The sequence below is a fragment of the Lentzea sp. HUAS TT2 genome, assembly GCF_051853195.1.
Classification (GTDB): domain Bacteria; phylum Actinomycetota; class Actinomycetes; order Mycobacteriales; family Pseudonocardiaceae; genus Lentzea.
On sequence record NZ_CP196667.1, the window covers coordinates 4,573,083 to 4,591,961 of the forward strand.

At 63.8% G+C, this 18,879-nt stretch carries 12 protein-coding genes and 3 rRNA genes; 12 read left to right on the forward strand and 3 right to left on the reverse strand.

Annotated elements, in window-relative coordinates; all coding sequences use genetic code 11:
* The first annotated feature begins 39 nt into the window (after positions 1 to 39).
* The 4 genes from ACSHWB_RS22915 to rrf all read left to right on the forward strand — a co-directional run bounded on the left by ACSHWB_RS22915 (position 40) and on the right by rrf (position 6,953).
* Positions 40 to 1,386, forward strand: coding sequence for a polysaccharide lyase 6 family protein (locus tag ACSHWB_RS22915; RefSeq protein WP_439664044.1), 1,347 nt, complete (start codon positions 40 to 42; stop codon positions 1,384 to 1,386).
* Between the two features lie 394 nt (positions 1,387 to 1,780).
* A 16S ribosomal RNA gene (locus ACSHWB_RS22920) occupies positions 1,781 to 3,297 on the forward strand.
* Between the two features lie 341 nt (positions 3,298 to 3,638).
* Positions 3,639 to 6,723, forward strand: a 23S ribosomal RNA gene (locus ACSHWB_RS22925).
* Between the two features lie 113 nt (positions 6,724 to 6,836).
* Positions 6,837 to 6,953: ribosomal RNA gene (gene rrf / locus ACSHWB_RS22930) — 5S ribosomal RNA — on the forward strand.
* Together the 16S, 23S and 5S rRNA genes form the textbook arrangement of a ribosomal RNA operon.
* 50 nt (positions 6,954 to 7,003) lie before the next feature.
* Here rrf and ACSHWB_RS22935 read toward each other — a convergent pair.
* Positions 7,004 to 7,945: a helix-turn-helix domain-containing protein gene (locus ACSHWB_RS22935; protein WP_439664045.1), complete on the reverse strand. Its 942-nt coding sequence runs from the start codon at positions 7,943 to 7,945 to the stop codon at positions 7,004 to 7,006.
* A 146-nt stretch (positions 7,946 to 8,091) separates the two neighbouring features.
* On the opposite strand from ACSHWB_RS22935, the gene ACSHWB_RS22940 reads away from it, so the two are divergent.
* Both ACSHWB_RS22940 and ACSHWB_RS22945 read left to right on the forward strand, forming a co-directional pair.
* Positions 8,092 to 8,895: an alpha/beta hydrolase gene (locus ACSHWB_RS22940; RefSeq protein WP_439664046.1), complete on the forward strand. Its 804-nt coding sequence runs from the start codon at positions 8,092 to 8,094 to the stop codon at positions 8,893 to 8,895.
* Positions 8,856 to 9,665, forward strand: a complete 810-nt coding sequence (locus tag ACSHWB_RS22945) for an MBL fold metallo-hydrolase (RefSeq protein WP_439664047.1) — start codon at positions 8,856 to 8,858, stop codon at positions 9,663 to 9,665. Before ACSHWB_RS22940 ends, ACSHWB_RS22945 begins: the two co-directional genes overlap by 40 nt.
* Here the strand turns inward: ACSHWB_RS22945 and ACSHWB_RS22950 are convergent.
* The gene (locus ACSHWB_RS22950; protein WP_439664048.1) at positions 9,662 to 11,911 is read right to left on the reverse strand and encodes a P-loop NTPase fold protein; all 2,250 of its coding nucleotides are present in this window, start codon (positions 11,909 to 11,911) and stop codon (positions 9,662 to 9,664) included. The genes ACSHWB_RS22945 and ACSHWB_RS22950 overlap by 4 nt on opposite strands.
* Before the next feature lie 98 nt (positions 11,912 to 12,009).
* On the opposite strand from ACSHWB_RS22950, the gene ACSHWB_RS22955 reads away from it, so the two are divergent.
* From ACSHWB_RS22955 to ACSHWB_RS22975, 5 genes are read left to right on the forward strand one after another with little or no spacing between them, the layout of a single operon-like run.
* Positions 12,010 to 13,641, forward strand: coding sequence for a circularly permuted type 2 ATP-grasp protein (locus ACSHWB_RS22955; RefSeq protein WP_439664049.1), 1,632 nt, complete (start codon positions 12,010 to 12,012; stop codon positions 13,639 to 13,641).
* 13 nt (positions 13,642 to 13,654) lie between these two features.
* On the forward strand, positions 13,655 to 14,602 hold the full coding sequence (locus ACSHWB_RS22960; protein ID WP_439664050.1) for an alpha-E domain-containing protein: 948 nt from the start codon (positions 13,655 to 13,657) through the stop codon (positions 14,600 to 14,602).
* Positions 14,603 to 14,604: 2 nt separating this feature from the next.
* A complete protein-coding gene (locus ACSHWB_RS22965; protein ID WP_439664051.1) occupies positions 14,605 to 15,447 on the forward strand; it encodes a transglutaminase family protein in 843 nt (280 codons plus the stop codon).
* A gap of 60 nt (positions 15,448 to 15,507) precedes the next feature.
* Positions 15,508 to 16,353: a helix-turn-helix domain-containing protein gene (locus ACSHWB_RS22970; protein ID WP_439664052.1), complete on the forward strand. Its 846-nt coding sequence runs from the start codon at positions 15,508 to 15,510 to the stop codon at positions 16,351 to 16,353.
* A complete protein-coding gene (locus ACSHWB_RS22975) occupies positions 16,328 to 16,504 on the forward strand; it encodes a DUF397 domain-containing protein (protein WP_439664053.1) in 177 nt (58 codons plus the stop codon). Before ACSHWB_RS22970 ends, ACSHWB_RS22975 begins: the two co-directional genes overlap by 26 nt.
* On the opposite strand, the gene ACSHWB_RS22980 is transcribed toward ACSHWB_RS22975, so the two are convergent.
* Positions 16,489 to 16,911 carry a type II toxin-antitoxin system PemK/MazF family toxin gene (locus tag ACSHWB_RS22980; protein ID WP_439664054.1) on the reverse strand — a complete coding sequence of 141 codons (423 nt, stop codon included), beginning with the start codon at positions 16,909 to 16,911 and terminating at the stop codon, positions 16,489 to 16,491. The two genes, ACSHWB_RS22975 and ACSHWB_RS22980, sit on opposite strands and share 16 nt — an antisense overlap.
* Before the next feature lie 89 nt (positions 16,912 to 17,000).
* Here ACSHWB_RS22980 and lepA point away from each other — a divergent pair, with 89 nt between their 5' ends.
* The gene (lepA, locus tag ACSHWB_RS22985; protein ID WP_439664055.1) at positions 17,001 to 18,836 is read left to right on the forward strand and encodes a translation elongation factor 4; all 1,836 of its coding nucleotides are present in this window, start codon (positions 17,001 to 17,003) and stop codon (positions 18,834 to 18,836) included.
* Positions 18,837 to 18,879 lie beyond the last annotated feature (43 nt).

The window sequence follows — 18,879 nt, forward strand, 5'->3', positions numbered from 1 at the left end:
GCTCTACCGCCGCCAACTTGCCTCCAATGGAGTTGGCGAATGATCCGATCACTGGCCGCAGTCGGCGCGGCCGCCCTGCTGTCGTCCTTCGTCGCCGTGCCGGCCCACGCGGCTGTCGTCACCGTGTCGAGCGTGTCCTCCCTGCAGGCCGCTCTCGACACCGCACGAGCCGGTCAGCGCATCGTGCTGGCCAGGGGCCTGCACACCGCCGACCAACCGATCAAGATCAGCAAGTCGGGCATCACCGTCGCCGCGCAGACCGTCGGCGGCACGGTGTTCACCCGAGGCGGCTTCGAACTCGGAGCCGTTCGAGACGTGACGATCGAGGGCTTCGTCTTCGACGGAACCAGCACGCTCTCGGTCCCCGCGGAGGCGCTGGCCACGCGCATCACCCGCAACACGTACTCGGGCAACAAGGACGGCGCCTCGCTCAGCGTCAGCGCAGACGACGTCCAGATCGACCACAACACGTTCCAGAACCGGACCAACGAGGGCGTCTACCTCCAGATCACCGGCCCCGGCAGCGAGATCGCCAAGAGGTCGTGGATCCACCACAACTACTTCTACAACCACCAGTTCACCGGTGCGAACGGCGGTGAGTCGATCCGGCTCGGCTACAGCCACAAGCAGTCGAAGTCGGCGAACGCGATCGTCGAGCACAACCTGTTCGAGAAGGCGGACGGCGACGCCGAGGCGATCTCGATCAAGTCGTCGGACAACATCGTCCGCTACAACACGATCCGCAACAGCAAGGGCTACATCGTCCTGCGCCACGGCCACCGCACCACGGTCGAGGGCAACCTGCTGTTCAACAGCGGCATCCGCTTCCACGGAAACGACCACAAGGTCATCAACAACTACGTGGAGACCACCAAGGACCGCGCGATCGTGTTCGGCTCCGGCAAGGAGGCCGACAGCGGCCCCGACTCGAAGCTGCACGACCGGCCGGACCGCGTGACGGTCGCGTTCAACACGCTGATCGGCACCGGCGCGGTGGTCGAGAGCGACGGCGGTGACTTCAAGCCGAAGGACTGCGTGCTCGCGAACAACGTCATTCGCGGTTCTTCCGGTGGAGTCGTCTCCATGCACTCCGGTTCGACCGTGAAGTACGAGGGCAACGTCATCTGGGGCGGTACCGGCGGCAGCATGCCGTCGTCCGGTTACAAGTCCGTGGACCCGAAGCTGGTGAAGGACGCCAACGGACTGTTCCGGCTGTCTTCCGGTAGCCCTGCCATCGACGCGTCGGCAGGCACCTACTCCTATGTGACGCGTGACTTCGACCCGCAGGCGCGCTCCGGCAAGCCTGATGTCGGGGCGGATGAGTACAACTCGTCGTCGGTGCGGAAGCCGCTGACGAAGGCCGATGTCGGGGTCTCCGCACCCTGACGAACGCATTTGTCCTGGTAGCCGCCCGTGTGGCGGTTACCAGGACCCCCCGATTTGGAGATCGAAACAGGCCCGTGTAATGTTCTCCATGTCAGAGCGAAGCGGGCCGGGAAATACAGACCGGAACGGGCCTGGCCAAAAAACCGGAAGACAAAGAGCCTCACAGGCCGATTTGACACCGGGAAGCAACACCAAATAAGCTTCAAACACAGCCCCGGAAGTAAGTCAGCGAAAAGCTGATGTGACTGCGGTGAGCGCGTGTTCTTTGAGAACTCAACAGCGTGCCGAAACACAGCCAGTAATATATGAATTACCTCCTCGTCGAGGTAGTTCCTTTGAGGCAAGACTAGATTGATGCCAGACATATTCCGTCTGGAGCGATCAAACACAATCCTTATTGGAGAGTTTGATCCTGGCTCAGGACGAACGCTGGCGGCGTGCTTAACACATGCAAGTCGAGCGGTAAGGCCCTTCGGGGTACACGAGCGGCGAACGGGTGAGTAACACGTGGGTAACCTGCCCTGTACTCTGGGATAAGCCTTGGAAACGAGGTCTAATACCGGATACGACCATTGATCGCATGATCGGTGGTGGAAAGTTCCGGCGGTATGGGATGGACCCGCGGCCTATCAGCTTGTTGGTGGGGTAATGGCCTACCAAGGCGACGACGGGTAGCCGGCCTGAGAGGGTGACCGGCCACACTGGGACTGAGACACGGCCCAGACTCCTACGGGAGGCAGCAGTGGGGAATATTGCACAATGGGCGAAAGCCTGATGCAGCGACGCCGCGTGAGGGATGACGGCCTTCGGGTTGTAAACCTCTTTCAGCAGGGACGAAGCGCAAGTGACGGTACCTGCAGAAGAAGCACCGGCTAACTACGTGCCAGCAGCCGCGGTAATACGTAGGGTGCGAGCGTTGTCCGGAATTATTGGGCGTAAAGAGCTCGTAGGCGGTTTGTCGCGTCGGCCGTGAAAACTTGGGGCTTAACTCCAAGCTTGCGGTCGATACGGGCAGACTTGAGTTCGGCAGGGGAGACTGGAATTCCTGGTGTAGCGGTGAAATGCGCAGATATCAGGAGGAACACCGGTGGCGAAGGCGGGTCTCTGGGCCGACACTGACGCTGAGGAGCGAAAGCGTGGGGAGCGAACAGGATTAGATACCCTGGTAGTCCACGCCGTAAACGGTGGGTGCTAGGTGTGGGGGGCTTCCACGCCCTCTGTGCCGCAGCTAACGCATTAAGCACCCCGCCTGGGGAGTACGGCCGCAAGGCTAAAACTCAAAGGAATTGACGGGGGCCCGCACAAGCGGCGGAGCATGTGGATTAATTCGATGCAACGCGAAGAACCTTACCTGGGCTTGACATGGACTAGAAAGCTCTAGAGATAGAGCCTCCCTTGTGGCTGGTTCACAGGTGGTGCATGGCTGTCGTCAGCTCGTGTCGTGAGATGTTGGGTTAAGTCCCGCAACGAGCGCAACCCTCGTTCCATGTTGCCAGCACGTAATGGTGGGGACTCATGGGAGACTGCCGGGGTCAACTCGGAGGAAGGTGGGGATGACGTCAAGTCATCATGCCCCTTATGTCCAGGGCTTCACACATGCTACAATGGCCGGTACAAAGGGCTGCTAAGCCGTGAGGTGGAGCGAATCCCATAAAGCCGGTCTCAGTTCGGATCGGGGTCTGCAACTCGACCCCGTGAAGTCGGAGTCGCTAGTAATCGCAGATCAGCAACGCTGCGGTGAATACGTTCCCGGGCCTTGTACACACCGCCCGTCACGTCACGAAAGTCGGTAACACCCGAAGCCCGTGGCTCAACCCGCAAGGGGGAGAGCGGTCGAAGGTGGGACTGGCGATTGGGACGAAGTCGTAACAAGGTAGCCGTACCGGAAGGTGCGGCTGGATCACCTCCTTTCTAAGGAGCATCTACCAGTGTTCGGAGCAAACGTCTCCGCACTGGTCAGAACTCAACCCGACCTTGATGTTGGGTGAGGCTCATTAGTGGATGCTGGCTGGCATGACGGCTTGTTGCCGGATGAGTGAGTACTGCGGTTTACCGCGTGGAAAGGTCATCTGGGGGCTAGCTGAATTGATCGGTACGCTGTTGGGTCCTGAGGGAACACGCTTTTTGTGTCTTTCAGTGATCGGCCACTTGCCGCGGATGAACCACCTGACACTGGTCAGGCCGGCGTCTGCAGTAGCGCGAGTGGATCTGATTGTTCTTTGAGAACTGCACAGTGGATGCGAGCATCTTTGTAGCAAGTTAGTAAGGGCATACGGTGGATGTCTTGGCACCAGGAGCCGATGAAGGACGTAGGAGACTGCGAAAAGTCTAGGGGAGCTGTCAACCGAGCTGAGATCCTAGAATTTCCGAATGGGGAAACCCGGACCCAGTCATGTGGGTTCACCCATACCTGAACACATAGGGTATGTGGAGGGAACGCGGGGAAGTGAAACATCTCAGTACCCGCAGGAAGAGAAAACAACCGTGATTCCGTGAGTAGTGGCGAGCGAAAGCGGAAGAGGCTAAACCGCGTCTGTGTGATACCCGGCAGGGGTTGCATTCGCGGGGTCGTGGGACCTCTTGGCTAGTTCTGCCGAGCTAGCGAACAGTCAGAAAACATTGTGGTTAGAGGAACGTGTCTGGAAAGCACGAGCGTAGAGGGTGAAACTCCCGTACTCGAAAATCCGATGTCTGTTTAGAGTGTTCCCAAGTAGCAGCGTACTCGTGAAATTCGCTGTGAATCTGGCGGGACCACCCGCTAAGCCTAAATACTCCCTGGTGACCGATAGCGGACTAGTACCGTGAGGGAAAGATGAAAAGTACCCCGGGAGGGGAGTGAAATAGTACCTGAAACCGTGTGCCTACAATCCGTCGGAGCCTTTAGGGGTGACGGCGTGCCTTTTGAAGAATGAGCCTGCGAGTTAGTGCTACGTGGCGAGGTTAACCCGTGTGGGGTAGCCGTAGCGAAAGCGAGTCTGAATAGGGCGCTTGAGTCGCGTGGTCTAGACCCGAAGCGGTGTGATCTAGCCATGGCCAGGGTGAAGCGCGGGTAAGACCGCGTGGAGGCCCGAACCCACCAGGGTTGAAAACCTGGGGGATGAGCTGTGGTTAGGGGTGAAAGGCCAATCAAACACCGTGATAGCTGGTTCTCCCCGAAATGCATTTAGGTGCAGCGTCGTGTGTTTCACCTCGGGGGTAGAGCACTGGATGGTCTAGGGGGCCCACAAGCTTACCGAAATCAACCAAACTCCGAATACCGAGGTGTGAGAGCGCGGCAGTGAGACTGCGGGGGATAAGCTTCGTAGTCGAGAGGGAAACAGCCCAGAACGCCAGCTAAGGTCCCTAAGTGTGTGCTAAGTGGGAAAGGATGTGGGGTCGCACAGACAGCCAGGAGGTTGGCTTAGAAGCAGCCACCCTTTAAAGAGTGCGTAATAGCTCACTGGTCAAGTGGTCCTGCGCCGACAATGTAGCGGGGCTTAAGCACACCACCGAAGCTGTGTCATTTCAGCCTTGTGCTGGGATGGGTAGGGGAGCGTCGTGTAGCGGTTGAAGCGGCGGAGTAATCCAGCCGTGGACGCTATGCGAGTGAGAATGCAGGCATGAGTAGCGAAAGACGAGTGAGAAACTCGTCCGCCGGATGACCAAGGGTTCCTGGGCCAGGCTAATCCGCCCAGGGTAAGTCGGGACCTAAGGCGAGGCCGACAGGCGTAGTCGATGGACAACGGGTTGATATTCCCGTACCCGTGTGAACGCGCCCATGATGAACCTTGTGATACTAACCGCCCAAAGCACCTGCGAAACTCCTTCGGGAGCTAGCGGAATGTGGAGCGCGGGACCTGAACTTGTAGTAGTCAAGCGATGGGGTGACGCAGGAGGGTAGCTCCGCCAGTGAGTGGTAGTACTGGTGCAAGCGTGTAGGGAGAGGCATAGGCAAATCCGTGCCTCACATATCCTGAGACGTGATGCGTAGCCGATTGAGGCGAAGTAGAGTGATCCCATGCTGCCGAGAAAAGCCTCTAGCGAGCTTTCACGCGGCCCGTACCCCAAACCGACACAGGTGGTCAGGTAGAGAATACCAAGGCGATCGGGCGAACTGTGGTTAAGGAACTCGGCAAAATGCCCCCGTAACTTCGGGAGAAGGGGGGCCGTAGCGCTTGAAGCCTCTTGCAGGCTAGGGCGAGACGGCCGCAGAGACCAGCGAGAAGCGACTGTTTACTAAAAACACAGGTCCATGCGAAGTCGCAAGACGATGTATATGGACTGACGCCTGCCCGGTGCTGGAACGTTAAGGGGACCGGTTAGTCCGCAAGGGCGAAGCTGAGAACTTAAGCGCCAGTAAACGGCGGTGGTAACTATAACCATCCTAAGGTAGCGAAATTCCTTGTCGGGTAAGTTCCGACCTGCACGAATGGCGTAACGACTTCTCGACTGTCTCAACCGCAGGCCCGGCGAAATTGCATTACGAGTAAAGATGCTCGTTACGCGCGGCAGGACGGAAAGACCCCGGGACCTTTACTATAGCTTGGTATTGGTGTTCGATTCGGCTTGTGTAGGATAGGTGGGAGACTGTGAAGCGGCCACGCCAGTGGTTGTGGAGTCATCGTTGAAATACCACTCTGGTCGTATTGGATGTCTAACCTCGGTCCGTGATCCGGATCAGGGACAGTGCCTGGTGGGTAGTTTAACTGGGGCGGTTGCCTCCCAAAGAGTAACGGAGGCGCTCAAAGGTTCCCTCAGCCTGGTTGGCAATCAGGTGTTGAGTGCAAGTGCACAAGGGAGCTTGACTGTGAGACTGACGGGTCGAGCAGGGACGAAAGTCGGAACTAGTGATCCGGCCATGGCTTGTGGAAGCGTGGTCGCTCAACGGATAAAAGGTACCCCGGGGATAACAGGCTGATCTTCCCCAAGAGTCCATATCGACGGGATGGTTTGGCACCTCGATGTCGGCTCGTCGCATCCTGGGGCTGGAGTAGGTCCCAAGGGTTGGGCTGTTCGCCCATTAAAGCGGTACGCGAGCTGGGTTTAGAACGTCGTGAGACAGTTCGGTCCCTATCCGCCGCGCGCGTAGGATACTTGAGGAAGGCTGTCCCTAGTACGAGAGGACCGGGACGGACGGACCGCTGGTGTGCCAGTTGTTCTGCCAAGAGCATTGCTGGTTGGCTACGTTCGGAAGGGATAACCGCTGAAGGCATCTAAGCGGGAAGCTCGTTCCAAGATGAGGTATCCCACTCTTCGTGAGTTAAGGCCCCCAGCTAGACCACTGGGTTGATAGGCCAGAGGTGGAAGACCGGTAACGGTTGGAGCTGACTGGTACTAATAGGCCGAGGACTTGTTACAAAGACGCTACGCATCCACTGTGCGGTTCTGGAAGAACAACCAGAACCGATCGAAACCCCCGGCAGGGTCACATCCTGTTGGTTCGGGGTTTCTGGTTGATATCTCCATAGTGTTTCGGTGGTCATAGCGTTGGGGAAACACCCGGTCCCATTCCGAACCCGGTAGTTAAGCCCTTCTGCGCCGATGGTACTGCACTGGTTACGGTGTGGGAGAGTAGGTCGCCGCCGAACATAATTTGCCCTGCGGGTTGAGCGCCACAAGCGCTCCCCGCAGGGTTTTTTCACGTTCTGCGCCATTCACTGGGCAGCATGCCGAACGCGAGCCGGAACCGCCGGGTGAAATGGGTCTGGTCCTTGAAACCCCACCGCCGGGAGATCGTGCCGATGGACCGGTGCCGGGAACCGGGGTGGACCAGTTCGGCCTTCGCCTGCTCCAGTCGGCACGCGATGATCCACTGCTCCAGGCGCAGGTTGGCGTTGGCGCAGACGCGGTGCAGGTGACGGGGCGAGATGGCGAGCGCCGCGGCGATGGTGCCGGGTCCGAGATCCGGATCACGCAGGTGCTGCCGCACGTAGGCGCGGACTTGGACGATCAGGGTCTGCTCGACGATGTCACGGGTGCAGGCCACGTCGTCGACGGCCGTCGCGATGAGGGCACGCGCGAGCTCGACGCTCGCGGCCCCGAGCATGCCGGCCGCGGGACTGTTGCTGAGCAGGTCCGCGTTCCTGGTGATGTCCAGGACATGGCGGCTGAACAACCCGTACAGCGGGCTCGATCTCAGTCGAGGCCCGGCGCGCCGAACCAGGTCGGCCGGTAGTGCCAGATCTTCTGTCCACGTGTTGAGCGACTGCGCCGCACCGAACCCGCGCCAGCCGAAGGTGAACGGCCGGCTGACGTCCACCACCAGGATCTCCCCGGCGGGCACCATCCGGAGGGTCGTTCCCGCCTGGTACCGGGCCACGCCGCTCTCGTGCACACCGATGGCGATGTGCTCGCCCGATGCCGCACGGGCGGCCTTCGCGGTGCGGACGTTGGCGAACCCGGTCGACTCCGCGCGCAGGATCGAGGCGGAACCGAACGTCCAGAGGTCCACCCTGGCCCGCACCGGCTCGTCGTCCTCGACGTCCACCCTCGTCACCCCGGCGGCCTCGCGCATCGTGGTGATCAGCGCGTCCCGCCGGTCGCGCGGCGCGAGCGTTGCGGTGTCGAGCAGAACGGCCATGCGACATCCCCCTGACACGACGGCTGGGTGGGCGTTGTGAGCCGACGGCACGGCGTTGTGGACCGATTTGGCGCGCAGCCTTGATCTTAGGCTCTGACCGTCCTGCCGCGGACTGCTCATTTCGTCGACTTCGGAAGGGCCGCAACATGAAGACCATCGTCCTGGTCCACGGTTTCTGGGTGACGCCGCGCAGTTGGGAGCACTGGATCGACCACTACCAGCGCGCCGGCTACAACGTCGTCGCTCCCGCCTACCCCGGTTTCGAGGTGGAGGTCGAAGCGCTCAACGCCGACCCGTCGCCGATCGAGGAGGTCACCGCGCCCGCGATCATCGAGCACCTCGAGTCCGTCATCGGACAGCTCGACGAACCGCCGATCATCATCGGCCACTCCGCGGGCGGCGCGTTCACCCAGGTCCTGCTCGACCACGGCTTCGGCGCGGCGGGCGTGGCACTCAACTCCGCGCCGACCGAGGGCGTGCTCGTCACCCCGCTGTCGCAGATCAGGTCGACCCTGCCGGTGCTGAAGAACCCGGGCAACCGGCACAAGGCCGTCGGCCTCACCCCGGAGCAGTGGCGCTACGCGTTCACCAACACCTTCACCGAGGAGGAGTCGCTGGCGCTCTACCAGCGCTACCACGTCCCGGCGTCGGGGCGGATCCTCTGGGGCGGTGTGCTGGCCAACTTCATCCCCGGCCCGCAGGACATCCACGTCGACTACCACAACGACAAGCGCGCCCCGCTGCTGTTCGTGTCCGGCAGCGAGGACCACATCATGCCGCCGTCGGTGCAGCGGTCGAACGCCAAGCACTACAAGTCGAACACCGTCACCGAGATCAGGGAGTACGAGGGCATGGCCCACCTGCTGCCCGCGCAGAAGGGCTGGGAGAAGGTCGCCGACGAGGTCCTGGCGTGGGCCGTCGAGCAGGCCGGCTGGCCGGCCACCGCGTGAAGGACGTCCGTCTCACGCACATCGGCGGCCCGACGGTCCTCATCGAGGTCCACGGCTGGCGCCTGCTCACCGACCCGACGTTCGACGCCCCCGGCCGCAGGTACTCCTTCGGCTGGGGCACGTCGTCGCGCAAGCTGACCGGCCCCGCGATCACCGCCGCAGACCTGGGCCCGATCGACGCCGTGCTGCTCACCCACGACCACCACGCCGACAACCTCGACGACGCCGGCCGCGCCCTGCTCCCCACCGCGGACACCGTCGTCACCACGGCCTCCGGCGCCAGCAGACTAGGCAACGCCCGCGGCCTGGCGCCGTGGGCCTCCACCCGCCTGGACAAGCCGGGACACCCGTCGATAGAGATCACCGCGACCCCGTGCCGGCACGGTCCACCCCTGTCCCGTCCCATCACCGGCGACGTCATCGGCTTCGCACTCCACTGGGACGGCCAGGACCACGGCGCGCTGTGGATCTCCGGCGACACGGTCCTGTACGACGGCGTCCGCGAGGTAGCCGCACGCGTCGAGGTCGACCTGGCCCTGCTGCACCTCGGCGGCGTCCGCTTCCCGATCACCGGACCGTTGCGCTACACGATGACCGCCGCTGACGCCGTCGACCTGTGCCGCCACCTGCGCCCGCGCACCGTCGTCCCCGTCCACTACGAGGGCTGGCAGCACTTCCACCAGCGCCGCGCCGCCGTCGAACAGGCCTTCGCCGCCGCACCCGACGTCGGTGCGCTCGTCCGCTGGCTGCCGCTGGGCACAGACGCCTAGAAGAGCCTGGTCGTCAGCGCCGCAACCGCTTGCGCGTCGCAGTCGCGCAGCAGGTCCCGCAGGTTCGCCGCCGCCTTGCGGTCGGAGTAGGTGAAGCCCAGCCTGGCGATCGTCGCGCCCCATCGGACGTCGTCGTCGAGCGCGTCGGCCAGGTCCTGCCAGCCACCGCGCAGCCGGTGCAGGTAGGCGGGCCACCTGACCGCGATCTCGGCAACGACAACCAGGTGACACGCCAGCACGACATCTACGGAGCTCAGCATGCGCAGGTAGAACTGCCAGACGTTCAGGAGGCGTTTCTCCTCGCGCACGGACTGCTCCGGCTGGGCCCTGAGCCGGCGGCGCAGGTGCTCGCGGACTTTCGGGTGCTGCTCGATCGCGATGATCTTCTGAGTGGTTCTCCTGGCAGAGCTCCTTGCCGGCGCGCTCTCGAACTTCCGGAGGACTTCGGGCGTCCCCGCCTGCGCTTCGAGGTGTACCGGTCCCAGTTGCGCCAGCAACACCTGGTCGACGCTGTCGGCAGTCGTGCGGGGCAGCCGGACCGGAAGCTGGACGAGCTTTCGCAGAAACGTCCATCCAGGACTCGGGTCGTCCGGGTGCGTCACCATGTTCGCGTCGGCGAGCTCCTTGTAGGCGTGGTCGACGTGCGACGCGACGACCGTGGTGTCGAGCCCCAGCACGAATCTGCTGGAAGGAAAGTCGTCCGAGAGGAAGACGTTGATCGCTTCGAACACCTCTGCCGTCGTGCGCGGAGTGCACCGGTCGAGGTCGTCGATCAGCAGAATCACCTGGTAGTTCTGTGCCGCGAGGTCCTTCAGCAGCTCCTGGACGTCGTGCTGCACGAGATAGAGGTAGCCGGAGCGAGCGTGGTAGTACGGGTCACGGATCGTCGGATCCGTTGCGGTGCCAGAGAAGGCGTTGCTGGCGACAGGTCCGGCGAACAGCTCTCCCGGCAGGAAGGCCGATGCTCGGCCGAACACGTACCTGAGCCCGGTGTGCAGCACTCCCGCTGCGGCAAGCCCGCCAGTCGCCCACCACGCCCAGTCGATGTTCGACTTCGTCAGTGCGCCCAGCACGGACAGCCCGAAACCCAGACCGGCGAACGACAGCAGTGGTGAGAGGGTCCTCCGCCACAGCTGGCGCTGCAGGTGACGCCGGTCCACACGCCGGGCGTTGCGGTGGAACCAGTACCGCTCGAGGATGTTCTGGTGCGGCATGATCGCCGGTCGTGCGGCTTCGGCCAGGGCCTTCGCCAGTCCTGCCCACACCTGCTCGCTCGATTGATGTCGCCACGGGTTGAACGACACGACCACGGGCTTGAGCACCGGTCGACGCGGTGCCTTCGGCGTCGATTGAGGGTCTGTCCGAAACTCCTTTGGTACCGGTTTCCCTGGGGGTCGTTTTGGAGGCTTCAGCGCTTTCAACTCAGGCTGCCACAGCATGTGGTCAGCGTGGAACAGGGTGAGTCTGGGGCCTGGTAGCAACTTGGTGGGTCTTGTGGACAGTCGCGTCTTCACGAGCTCCAGCAAGGTGCTCTTGCCCGAACCCCAGGCTCCCTCGACGGTGATCACGGTCGGCGCGTCGCCGTCACCTGGCTGGAGCATCTCGGTGAGCGTCGACACCAGGTTGCCGCGGTCCAGCAGGTCCGTCGGTGCCACCCGGTCGCTGAACCCGCGCGTCGAGACGGGTCCAGTCCTGGGCGGATCCGGCATCAGGGGGTTCCAGACGCGCAGCTCGCCGTTCCGGCCTCCTGACGCGATTCGGACACCACCGTCCGGACCGGTGTAGGTGAGCAGCACCGAGACCGCGCACTGTTGGCTCTGGCGCAGCACCTCGCCGGTCCGCGGGTTCCAGATTCGGATTGAGCCGCCTTCGCTCCCGGACATCAGCAGCGGTTCGTCCGAGGCGGGGAACAGGCTCAACGTGGTGACCGGTGAGATGTGCCCGGTCAGCCGGCGAACGCCGTCGGAGCTGGAGGTCACGACGATGTCCGCGCCATCTGCTGCGACTTCCAGGTCTGCGACCTGCAGTGATCGCTGGCTACCGGCTGCGTTCGGGAAACTCGCGGTGGACTCGACCGTGAAGGGGTCACCGGTGTTCGCCAGAACCGTCTGCGGTGGCTCTCCGTCGAGGAACGCCCACAGGACGGGGTTCTCGGGATCGCCGTCATCGATGGCCAACTCGGTGATGGGCGCGTTGAGTGCGATGGCGCGTTCGAGTTCTATGCCTGGCACGTCGGCTGAGGTCACGCCTGCAAGGTCGGGAAAGGGGCGAGTTTCGTTTCCGGCAGGTTTCTGTCCGGTCGGACTAGTGCGAAATCTGCCTGAACAGGGTGAAGATGTGGACCATGGAACACCGAGCCCGCACCTCAGGACTGCGCCGCAGCCGCACGGTCACCACGCCGAGGCTCGGTGAGCTGTTCAACGGCTATCTCAATCCCGCACGGCCCCATGCCGATGCCTACGACGAGATGTTCTCCACGGACAACGGGGTGCGGAGTGCTTACCGCGCGCTGTACGAGTCGGTGGCTCCGTCGCAGGTCAACGAGCTGAACGCGCGTAGTGAGGCGCTTGGCAGGGCCTTTGTCGACCAAGGGATCACGTTCTCGCTGAGCGGCCAGGAAAGGCCGTTCCCGCTCGATCTGATCCCCCGGATCATCACGGCTACGGAGTGGTCGAAGCTCGAGAAAGGCATCGTTCAACGGGTGCGCGCGATGGAGATGTTCCTCGCGGACATCTACGGCGACGCGCAGATCGTTCGGGATGGAGTGTTGCCCCGGCGTCTCATTACGAGCTGCGAGCACTTCCATCGCGAGGCGGCCGGCATCAGTCCGCCCAACGGGGTGCGCATCCACGTTGCCGGTGTGGACCTGGTGCGTGATGAGCAGGGGACGTTCCGGGTTCTTGAGGACAATCTGCGGTGTCCTAGTGGCGTTTCGTACGTCATGGAGAACCGGCGGACGATGGCGCGGGTCTTTCCTGACCTGTTCGCACGGCATCGTGTGCGCGCTGTGGGTGACTACGCGGTTCATTTGCTTCGGGCCCTTAGGAATGCGGCCGCGCCCAATGCTGCGGACCCGAACGTTGTCGTGTTGACGCCTGGGCTTGCCAACAGTGCGTACTTCGAGCACTCGTTGCTCGCGAGGCAGATGGGTGTGGAGTTGGTCGAGGGGCGGGATCTGTTCTGCCGCGACAACTTCGTGTACCTGAGGACTACCGAGGGCGAGCGGCAGGTCGACGTCATCTACCGGCGCATCGACGACGACTTCCTGGATCCCGTGCACTTCCGGCCTGACTCGGTGCTGGGCATCGCCGGGCTGTTGAACGCGGCGCGGGCGGGCAATGTGGTGCTCGCCAACGCGGTGGGTAACGGGGTGGCGGACGACAAGCTCGTCTACACGTACATGCCGGAGATCGTGCAGTACTACCTCGGCGAGAAGTGTTTGCTGCCCAACGTGGACACGTTCCGGTGCTGGTTGTCGGAGGAGCGGTCGCACGTGTTCGACCGCATCGACGAGCTCGTGGTGAAGCCCGTCGAGGGGTCTGGCGGGTACGGGATCGTGTTCGGGCCGGATGCGACGGTCCGGGAGCTGAACTCGTTGCGGAAGCGGATCAAGAGCAATCCGCGCGGGTGGATCGCGCAGCCCGTGGTGCAGTTGTCGACTGTGCCGACCAAGGTGGGGGACCGGCTGGCACCGCGGCATGTGGACTTGCGGCCGTTCGCGGTGAACGACGGGAACTTCATCTTCGTGCTGCCCGGTGGGTTGACGCGGGTGGCGTTGCCCGAGGGCAGTTTGATCGTGAACTCGTCGCAGGGTGGCGGGTCCAAGGACACGTGGGTGCTGGCGGCCAAGTCGTCCACGCAGGAGCGGGAGCTGGCGCAGCCCGGTCTTGCCGGCACGTCCGGCGTGGAGGTCGCGGCGGCCGAGCAAGGGCCGGAGCTGACCACTTCCCAGCAACAGCAACAACAGCAGCAGTAGGGAGGCGCGCGAAATGCTGGCACGCAACGCTGAGTCGCTGTACTGGATCGGCCGCTACGTCGAACGGGCGGACGACACGGCGCGCATCCTGGACGTCTCGGTCCACCAGCTGTTGGAGGACGCGACGGTCGACCCGGACGCCACGTCACGGCAGCTGCTGACGGTTCTCGGGATCACGCCGCCGGAGGGTGCTGACCAGTTCGACGTGTGGTCTTTGACGGAACTGGTGGCGTACAACAAGGAGAACCCCAGTTCCATCGTGTCGTCGGTCAACAGCGCGCGCGAGAACACGCGTGGTGCGCGTGAGGTCGTGTCGACCGAAATGTGGGAGTGCCTCAACGCGATGTGGAACGCCGTCGCGGAGCGGCAGACCTACGCGCGCACGATGGGGCCGCACGCGTTCTTCAGCTTTGTGGAGGAACGTGCGGCGATGTTCGCGGGGCTTGCGGACTCCACGATGTCACGCGACGACGGGTGGCGGTTCTTGGTTTTGGGACGGTCGGTCGAACGCGTCGACATGATCGTGCGGCTGCTTCTGGCCCGTGTGGGAGACAAGGCTTCTTCGCCTGGCTGGGTCACGGTGCTGCGGTCGGCCGGTGCGCACGACACGTACCTGAGGACGTACCGCGGCGCGTTGGACGCGTCGAGAGTGGTGCAGTTCCTGTTGCTGGACAGGCTGTTCCCGCGGTCGGTGTTCCACGCGCTGAGGCAGGCCGAGGCGTGCTTGGAGCAGTTGGAGAACCAACCGTCCGTGCGCGTCGGTGCGCGCGCGGAGGCGTTGCGGTTGCTCGGCAAGGCACGGAGTGAGCTGGAGTTCCTGCGGCCGCACGACCTGCTGGACGACCTGCCGAAGCGCCTGGCGGCGTTGCAGAAGACGGTCCGTGAGGTCGGCGAGGCCGTGTCGCAGCAGTACTTCCACGTGGCGCCGTGGGTCGCCTGGACGAACACCGAGGTGGGCTGACCATGAGCTGGCGAGTGCGTGTCGTGCACACGACGGGCTATCAGTACGAGGCACCGGTCATGCAGTCGTACAACGAGGCGCGGCTGACACCGCGTGCTGACCGCCGTCAGAACGTGGTCGTCTCACGCGTCGAGACCACGCCGGCGACCCGTGCGTACCGGTACACCGACTACTGGGGCACGGAGGTCACGTCGTTCGACCTCCATGCACCTCACAAAGAGCTGCAGGTCGTCGCGTCGTCGGTCGTGGAGACGAGCGACGTGATCGACCCGGTGACCACGGGCACATGGGCGGACATGCGCGAGGAGAACCTCCTCGACCGGTACACGGAGTTTCTGGAGCCGACGCGCTACACGCCGCGCAACCGTGAGCTGTTGAGCAAGGCGCGTGAGCTCAAGAAGGGCAAGACGCCGTCCGAGGCCGTGCTGGCCGCCTCGCAGTGGGTGTCGGAGCAGCTGAAGTACCAGGCGGGGTCGACCGGCGTGCACAGCTCGGCCGTGGACGCGTGGCACGAACGCAAGGGCGTGTGCCAGGACTTCGCGCATCTGACGTTGGTGTTGTTGCGGGGCATGGGGATTCCTGCGCGGTACGTCTCCGGGTACCTGCACACCAAGAAGGACGGTGCGCTGCGAGAGACGGTGCGTGGTGAGTCGCACGCGTGGATCGAGGCGTGGACCGGTGGGTGGTGGGGGTACGACCCGACCAACGCGATGCCGGTCGGGCCACGGCACATCTGGGTCGCGCTCGGCCGTGACTACGCGGATGTGGCTCCGTTGAAGGGGATCTACTCGGGTGGGGCGGCGACGGCGCTGGAGGTGACGGTCGACATCACGCGCCTTGCGTAGGACGTTTTCACCCGAATGAGCGCCTTTATTGGACCGACTGCAATCCCTAGCGTCGGCGGTATGAGTGTGATCACATCCACCGCGTGCAGCAGGGCTTTGGGCGATGAGCTACGCCGGCTTCGGGAGACCTGCACCGATCTCGGCGGTGCCCACATGGCCGTGCGGTTGGGCTGGCATCCGAGCAAGGTGACCAACATCGAGAAGGGCAAGGCCCGCGCCAGCGAGATCGACCTGGTGCAGTTCCTGACGATGTGCGGCAAGGACATCGACTTCTTCGAGGACTTCCGGAGGCGGTACAAGAACGCCTTCGACGAGTACGTGGTGCAGGTGCACGAGGAACTGCGCACGGTCGCTTTTGCCGAGTCCACGGCCAAGACCATGACCAGCTACTCGCCGAGGGGTGTGCCGGGGCTGGTTCAGACACCGGAGTACGCCGACGCCCTGTATCGGCTGGGCGGATTCGTACCTGAGGAGCGGATCCCGAACCTCGTGCGGTTCCGCATCGAGCGGCAGGCGATCCTGCGACGACACGATCAGCCGACTTGCTTGTTCTTCGTGCACGAGCTGGCGCTCCGGCAGAAGGTCGGAGACGACCAGATCATGGAGGACCAGTACGCCAAGATGTTGTTCAGTGCGCAGGACATCCGGATCGTGCCCGCCGACGTGGTCGTGCCGTCGTCCGGCTGCGTTCTGTGGTCGTACGAGAAGTCGACATCGGTGGCGTACTGCGAGGCCGATCTCGTGAACGTGTTCGTGGAGGATCCGGGGGCCATCGCGCGGACCAGGCTCCTCTTCGACCATCTGGATCAGGTCGCGTTGGATGCGGGACAATCGCGGACGAAGCTGGCGGAGTACGTCAGCCCACCGCGAGAGGAATTCGATGGCCGGGGACCGCGTCTGGCGTAAGAGCAGCTACAGCGGGGCAACTGAGGGCGGCGAGTGCGTGGAGGTGGCGTTCGGCCGCGACGTGCTCGTTCGGGACTCCAAGAACGCCGCCGCGGGCACGCTGAGCTTCAGCGCACCCGCGTGGCGTGCGTTCGTTCAGCGCCAGCCGTGACGTTCGCGTAGGGCGTCCACGACCTGGCCGAAGGCGGCGGGTGCCAGCACGGCACCCTCACGCCGGATGTCGTCGTCCGAGTCGAGGGCGAAGACGCGGTCCAGGCGCAGGTAGGACGGCCTGCCCTCGCGGTCCCAGGCGCCCGCGCCCAGGTCGAGGTAGTCGTCGCGCGGCTCCTTCGACGAGAGCATCAACGCGACCAGTTCGCGCTCCATGTGGCCGACTACCAGCAGCGGGCGGTCCTTGCCGCGGGAGGCGTCCTCCTCGAAGGGGACCCACGCCCACACGACCTCGCCCGGGTCGGCGTCGCCGTCCATCGTGGGCGAGTAGTCCAGCTTGGCGGCCTGTGCCGCGTCGAAAACCTCGCGGACCGCGCCCTTCTCCGGGCGGGGGTCTTCACCGTTCATCTGCACGGACGCACCCTAGTGGTGCAGAGCCCGCCAGCCTCTATGGGACCATAAGGGGACACCCGTCCGATTTTTTGTTGAGGACTGCCTTGACCACGTTCGCCGACACGACCTTCACGCCGCCGGAGCTCATCCGGAACTTCTGCATCATCGCGCACATCGACCATGGCAAGTCCACCTTGGCCGACCGGATGCTGCAGCTCACCGGCGTGGTCGACGCGCGGGCGATGCGGGCGCAGTACCTCGACCGCATGGACATCGAACGCGAGCGCGGCATCACCATCAAGGCGCAGAACGTGCGTCTGCCGTGGCAGCTCGACGGGCAGGACGTCGTCCTGCACATGATCGACACGCCTGGTCACGTCGACTTCACCTACGAGGTGTCCCGCGCGCTGGAGGCCTGTGAGGGCGCCGTGCTGCTGGTCGACGCCGCGCAGGGCATCGAGGCGCAGACGCTCGCGAACCTGTACCTGGCGATGGAGAACGACCTCACCATCATCCCGGTGCTGAACAAGATCGACCTGCCCGCGGCGGACCCGGACAAGTACGCCAAGGAGATCGCGCACATCGTCGGCTGTGAGCCGGAGGAGGTGCTGCGGGTCTCGGCGAAGACCGGGTTCGGTGTCGAGGCGCTGCTGGACGAGGTCGTGCGGAAGGTTCCGGCCCCGGTCGGCGCCTCGGACGCCCCGGCCCGCGCGATGATCTTCGACTCGGTCTACGACACCTACCGCGGCGTCGTCACCTACATCCGCGTCGTCGACGGCAAGATCACGCCGCGCGAGCGCATCAAGATGATGTCGACGGGTGCGACCCACGAGATCCTCGAGGTCGGCATCGTCTCCCCGGAGCCGAAGCCGTCGCAGGGTCTCGGCGTCGGCGAGGTGGGCTACCTGATCACCGGCGTGAAGGACGTGCGCCAGTCCAAGGTCGGCGACACGGTCACGTCGGAGCGCAAGGGCGCCACGGAGCCGCTGGCCGGCTACCGCGAGCCCCGCCCGATGGTCTACTCGGGTCTCTACCCGGTCGACGGCTCGGACTACCCGGAGCTGCGCGAGGCGCTGGACAAGCTCCAGCTCAACGACGCCGCTTTGACGTACGAGCCGGAGACGTCCGCGGCGCTGGGCTTCGGTTTCCGCTGCGGCTTCCTCGGCCTGCTGCACCTGGAGATCACCCGCGACCGCCTGGAGCGCGAGTACGGTCTCGACCTCATCTCCACCGCCCCGAACGTCGTGTACCGCGTCGTGATGGAGGACGGCACCGAGCACGTGGTGACGAACCCGTCCGACTGGCCGGAGGGCAAGCGCGCCGAGGTCTACGAGCCCATCACCAAGTGCACCATCATCGCGCCGTCGGACTACATCGGCGCGATCATGGAGCTCTGCCAGTCCAAGCGCGGCCAGCTCGGCGGCATGGACTACCTGTCCGAGGACCGCGTCGAGCTGCGCTACACGATGCCCCTCGGCGAGATCATCTTCGACTTCTTCGACTCCCTGAAGTCGCGCACCCGCGGGTACGCGTCGCTGGACTACGAAGAGGCCGGCGAGCAGGACGCGGAGCTCGTCAAGGTCGACATCCTGCTGCAGGGTGAGACGGTCGACGCGTTCAGCGCGATCGTGCACAAGGACTACGCCTACGCGTACGGCACACGCATGGCGACGCGTCTGCGTGAGCTCATCCCCAGGCAGCAGTTCGAGGTGCCGATCCAGGCCGCGATCGGTGCCCGCGTGATCGCCCGCGAGACGATCCGCGCCATCCGCAAGGACGTGCTGGCCAAGTGCTACGGCGGTGACATCACCCGTAAGCGCAAGCTGCTGGAGAAGCAGAAGGAAGGCAAGAAGCGCATGAAGATGGTCGGCCGCGTCGAGGTGCCCCAGGAGGCCTTCGTCGCCGCGCTGTCCACTGATGAGCCGAAGGGCAAGAAGTAGGCTTTGTCGGGGTGAATGAGCCGGATCCGCTTGGCGGGTCCGG

Coding starts and splice junctions, on each gene's coding strand:
- ACSHWB_RS22915 (WP_439664044.1), top strand. CDS start 40: ATGATCCGATCACTGGCCGCAGTCGGCGCGGCCGCCCTGCTGTCGTCC.
- ACSHWB_RS22935 (WP_439664045.1), bottom strand. CDS start 7,945: ATGGCCGTTCTGCTCGACACCGCAACGCTCGCGCCGCGCGACCGGCGG.
- ACSHWB_RS22940 (WP_439664046.1), top strand. CDS start 8,092: ATGAAGACCATCGTCCTGGTCCACGGTTTCTGGGTGACGCCGCGCAGT.
- ACSHWB_RS22955 (WP_439664049.1), top strand. CDS start 12,010: ATGGAACACCGAGCCCGCACCTCAGGACTGCGCCGCAGCCGCACGGTC.
- ACSHWB_RS22960 (WP_439664050.1), top strand. CDS start 13,655: ATGCTGGCACGCAACGCTGAGTCGCTGTACTGGATCGGCCGCTACGTC.
- ACSHWB_RS22965 (WP_439664051.1), top strand. CDS start 14,605: ATGAGCTGGCGAGTGCGTGTCGTGCACACGACGGGCTATCAGTACGAG.
- ACSHWB_RS22970 (WP_439664052.1), top strand. CDS start 15,508: ATGAGTGTGATCACATCCACCGCGTGCAGCAGGGCTTTGGGCGATGAG.
- ACSHWB_RS22975 (WP_439664053.1), top strand. CDS start 16,328: ATGGCCGGGGACCGCGTCTGGCGTAAGAGCAGCTACAGCGGGGCAACT.
- ACSHWB_RS22980 (WP_439664054.1), bottom strand. CDS start 16,911: ATGAACGGTGAAGACCCCCGCCCGGAGAAGGGCGCGGTCCGCGAGGTT.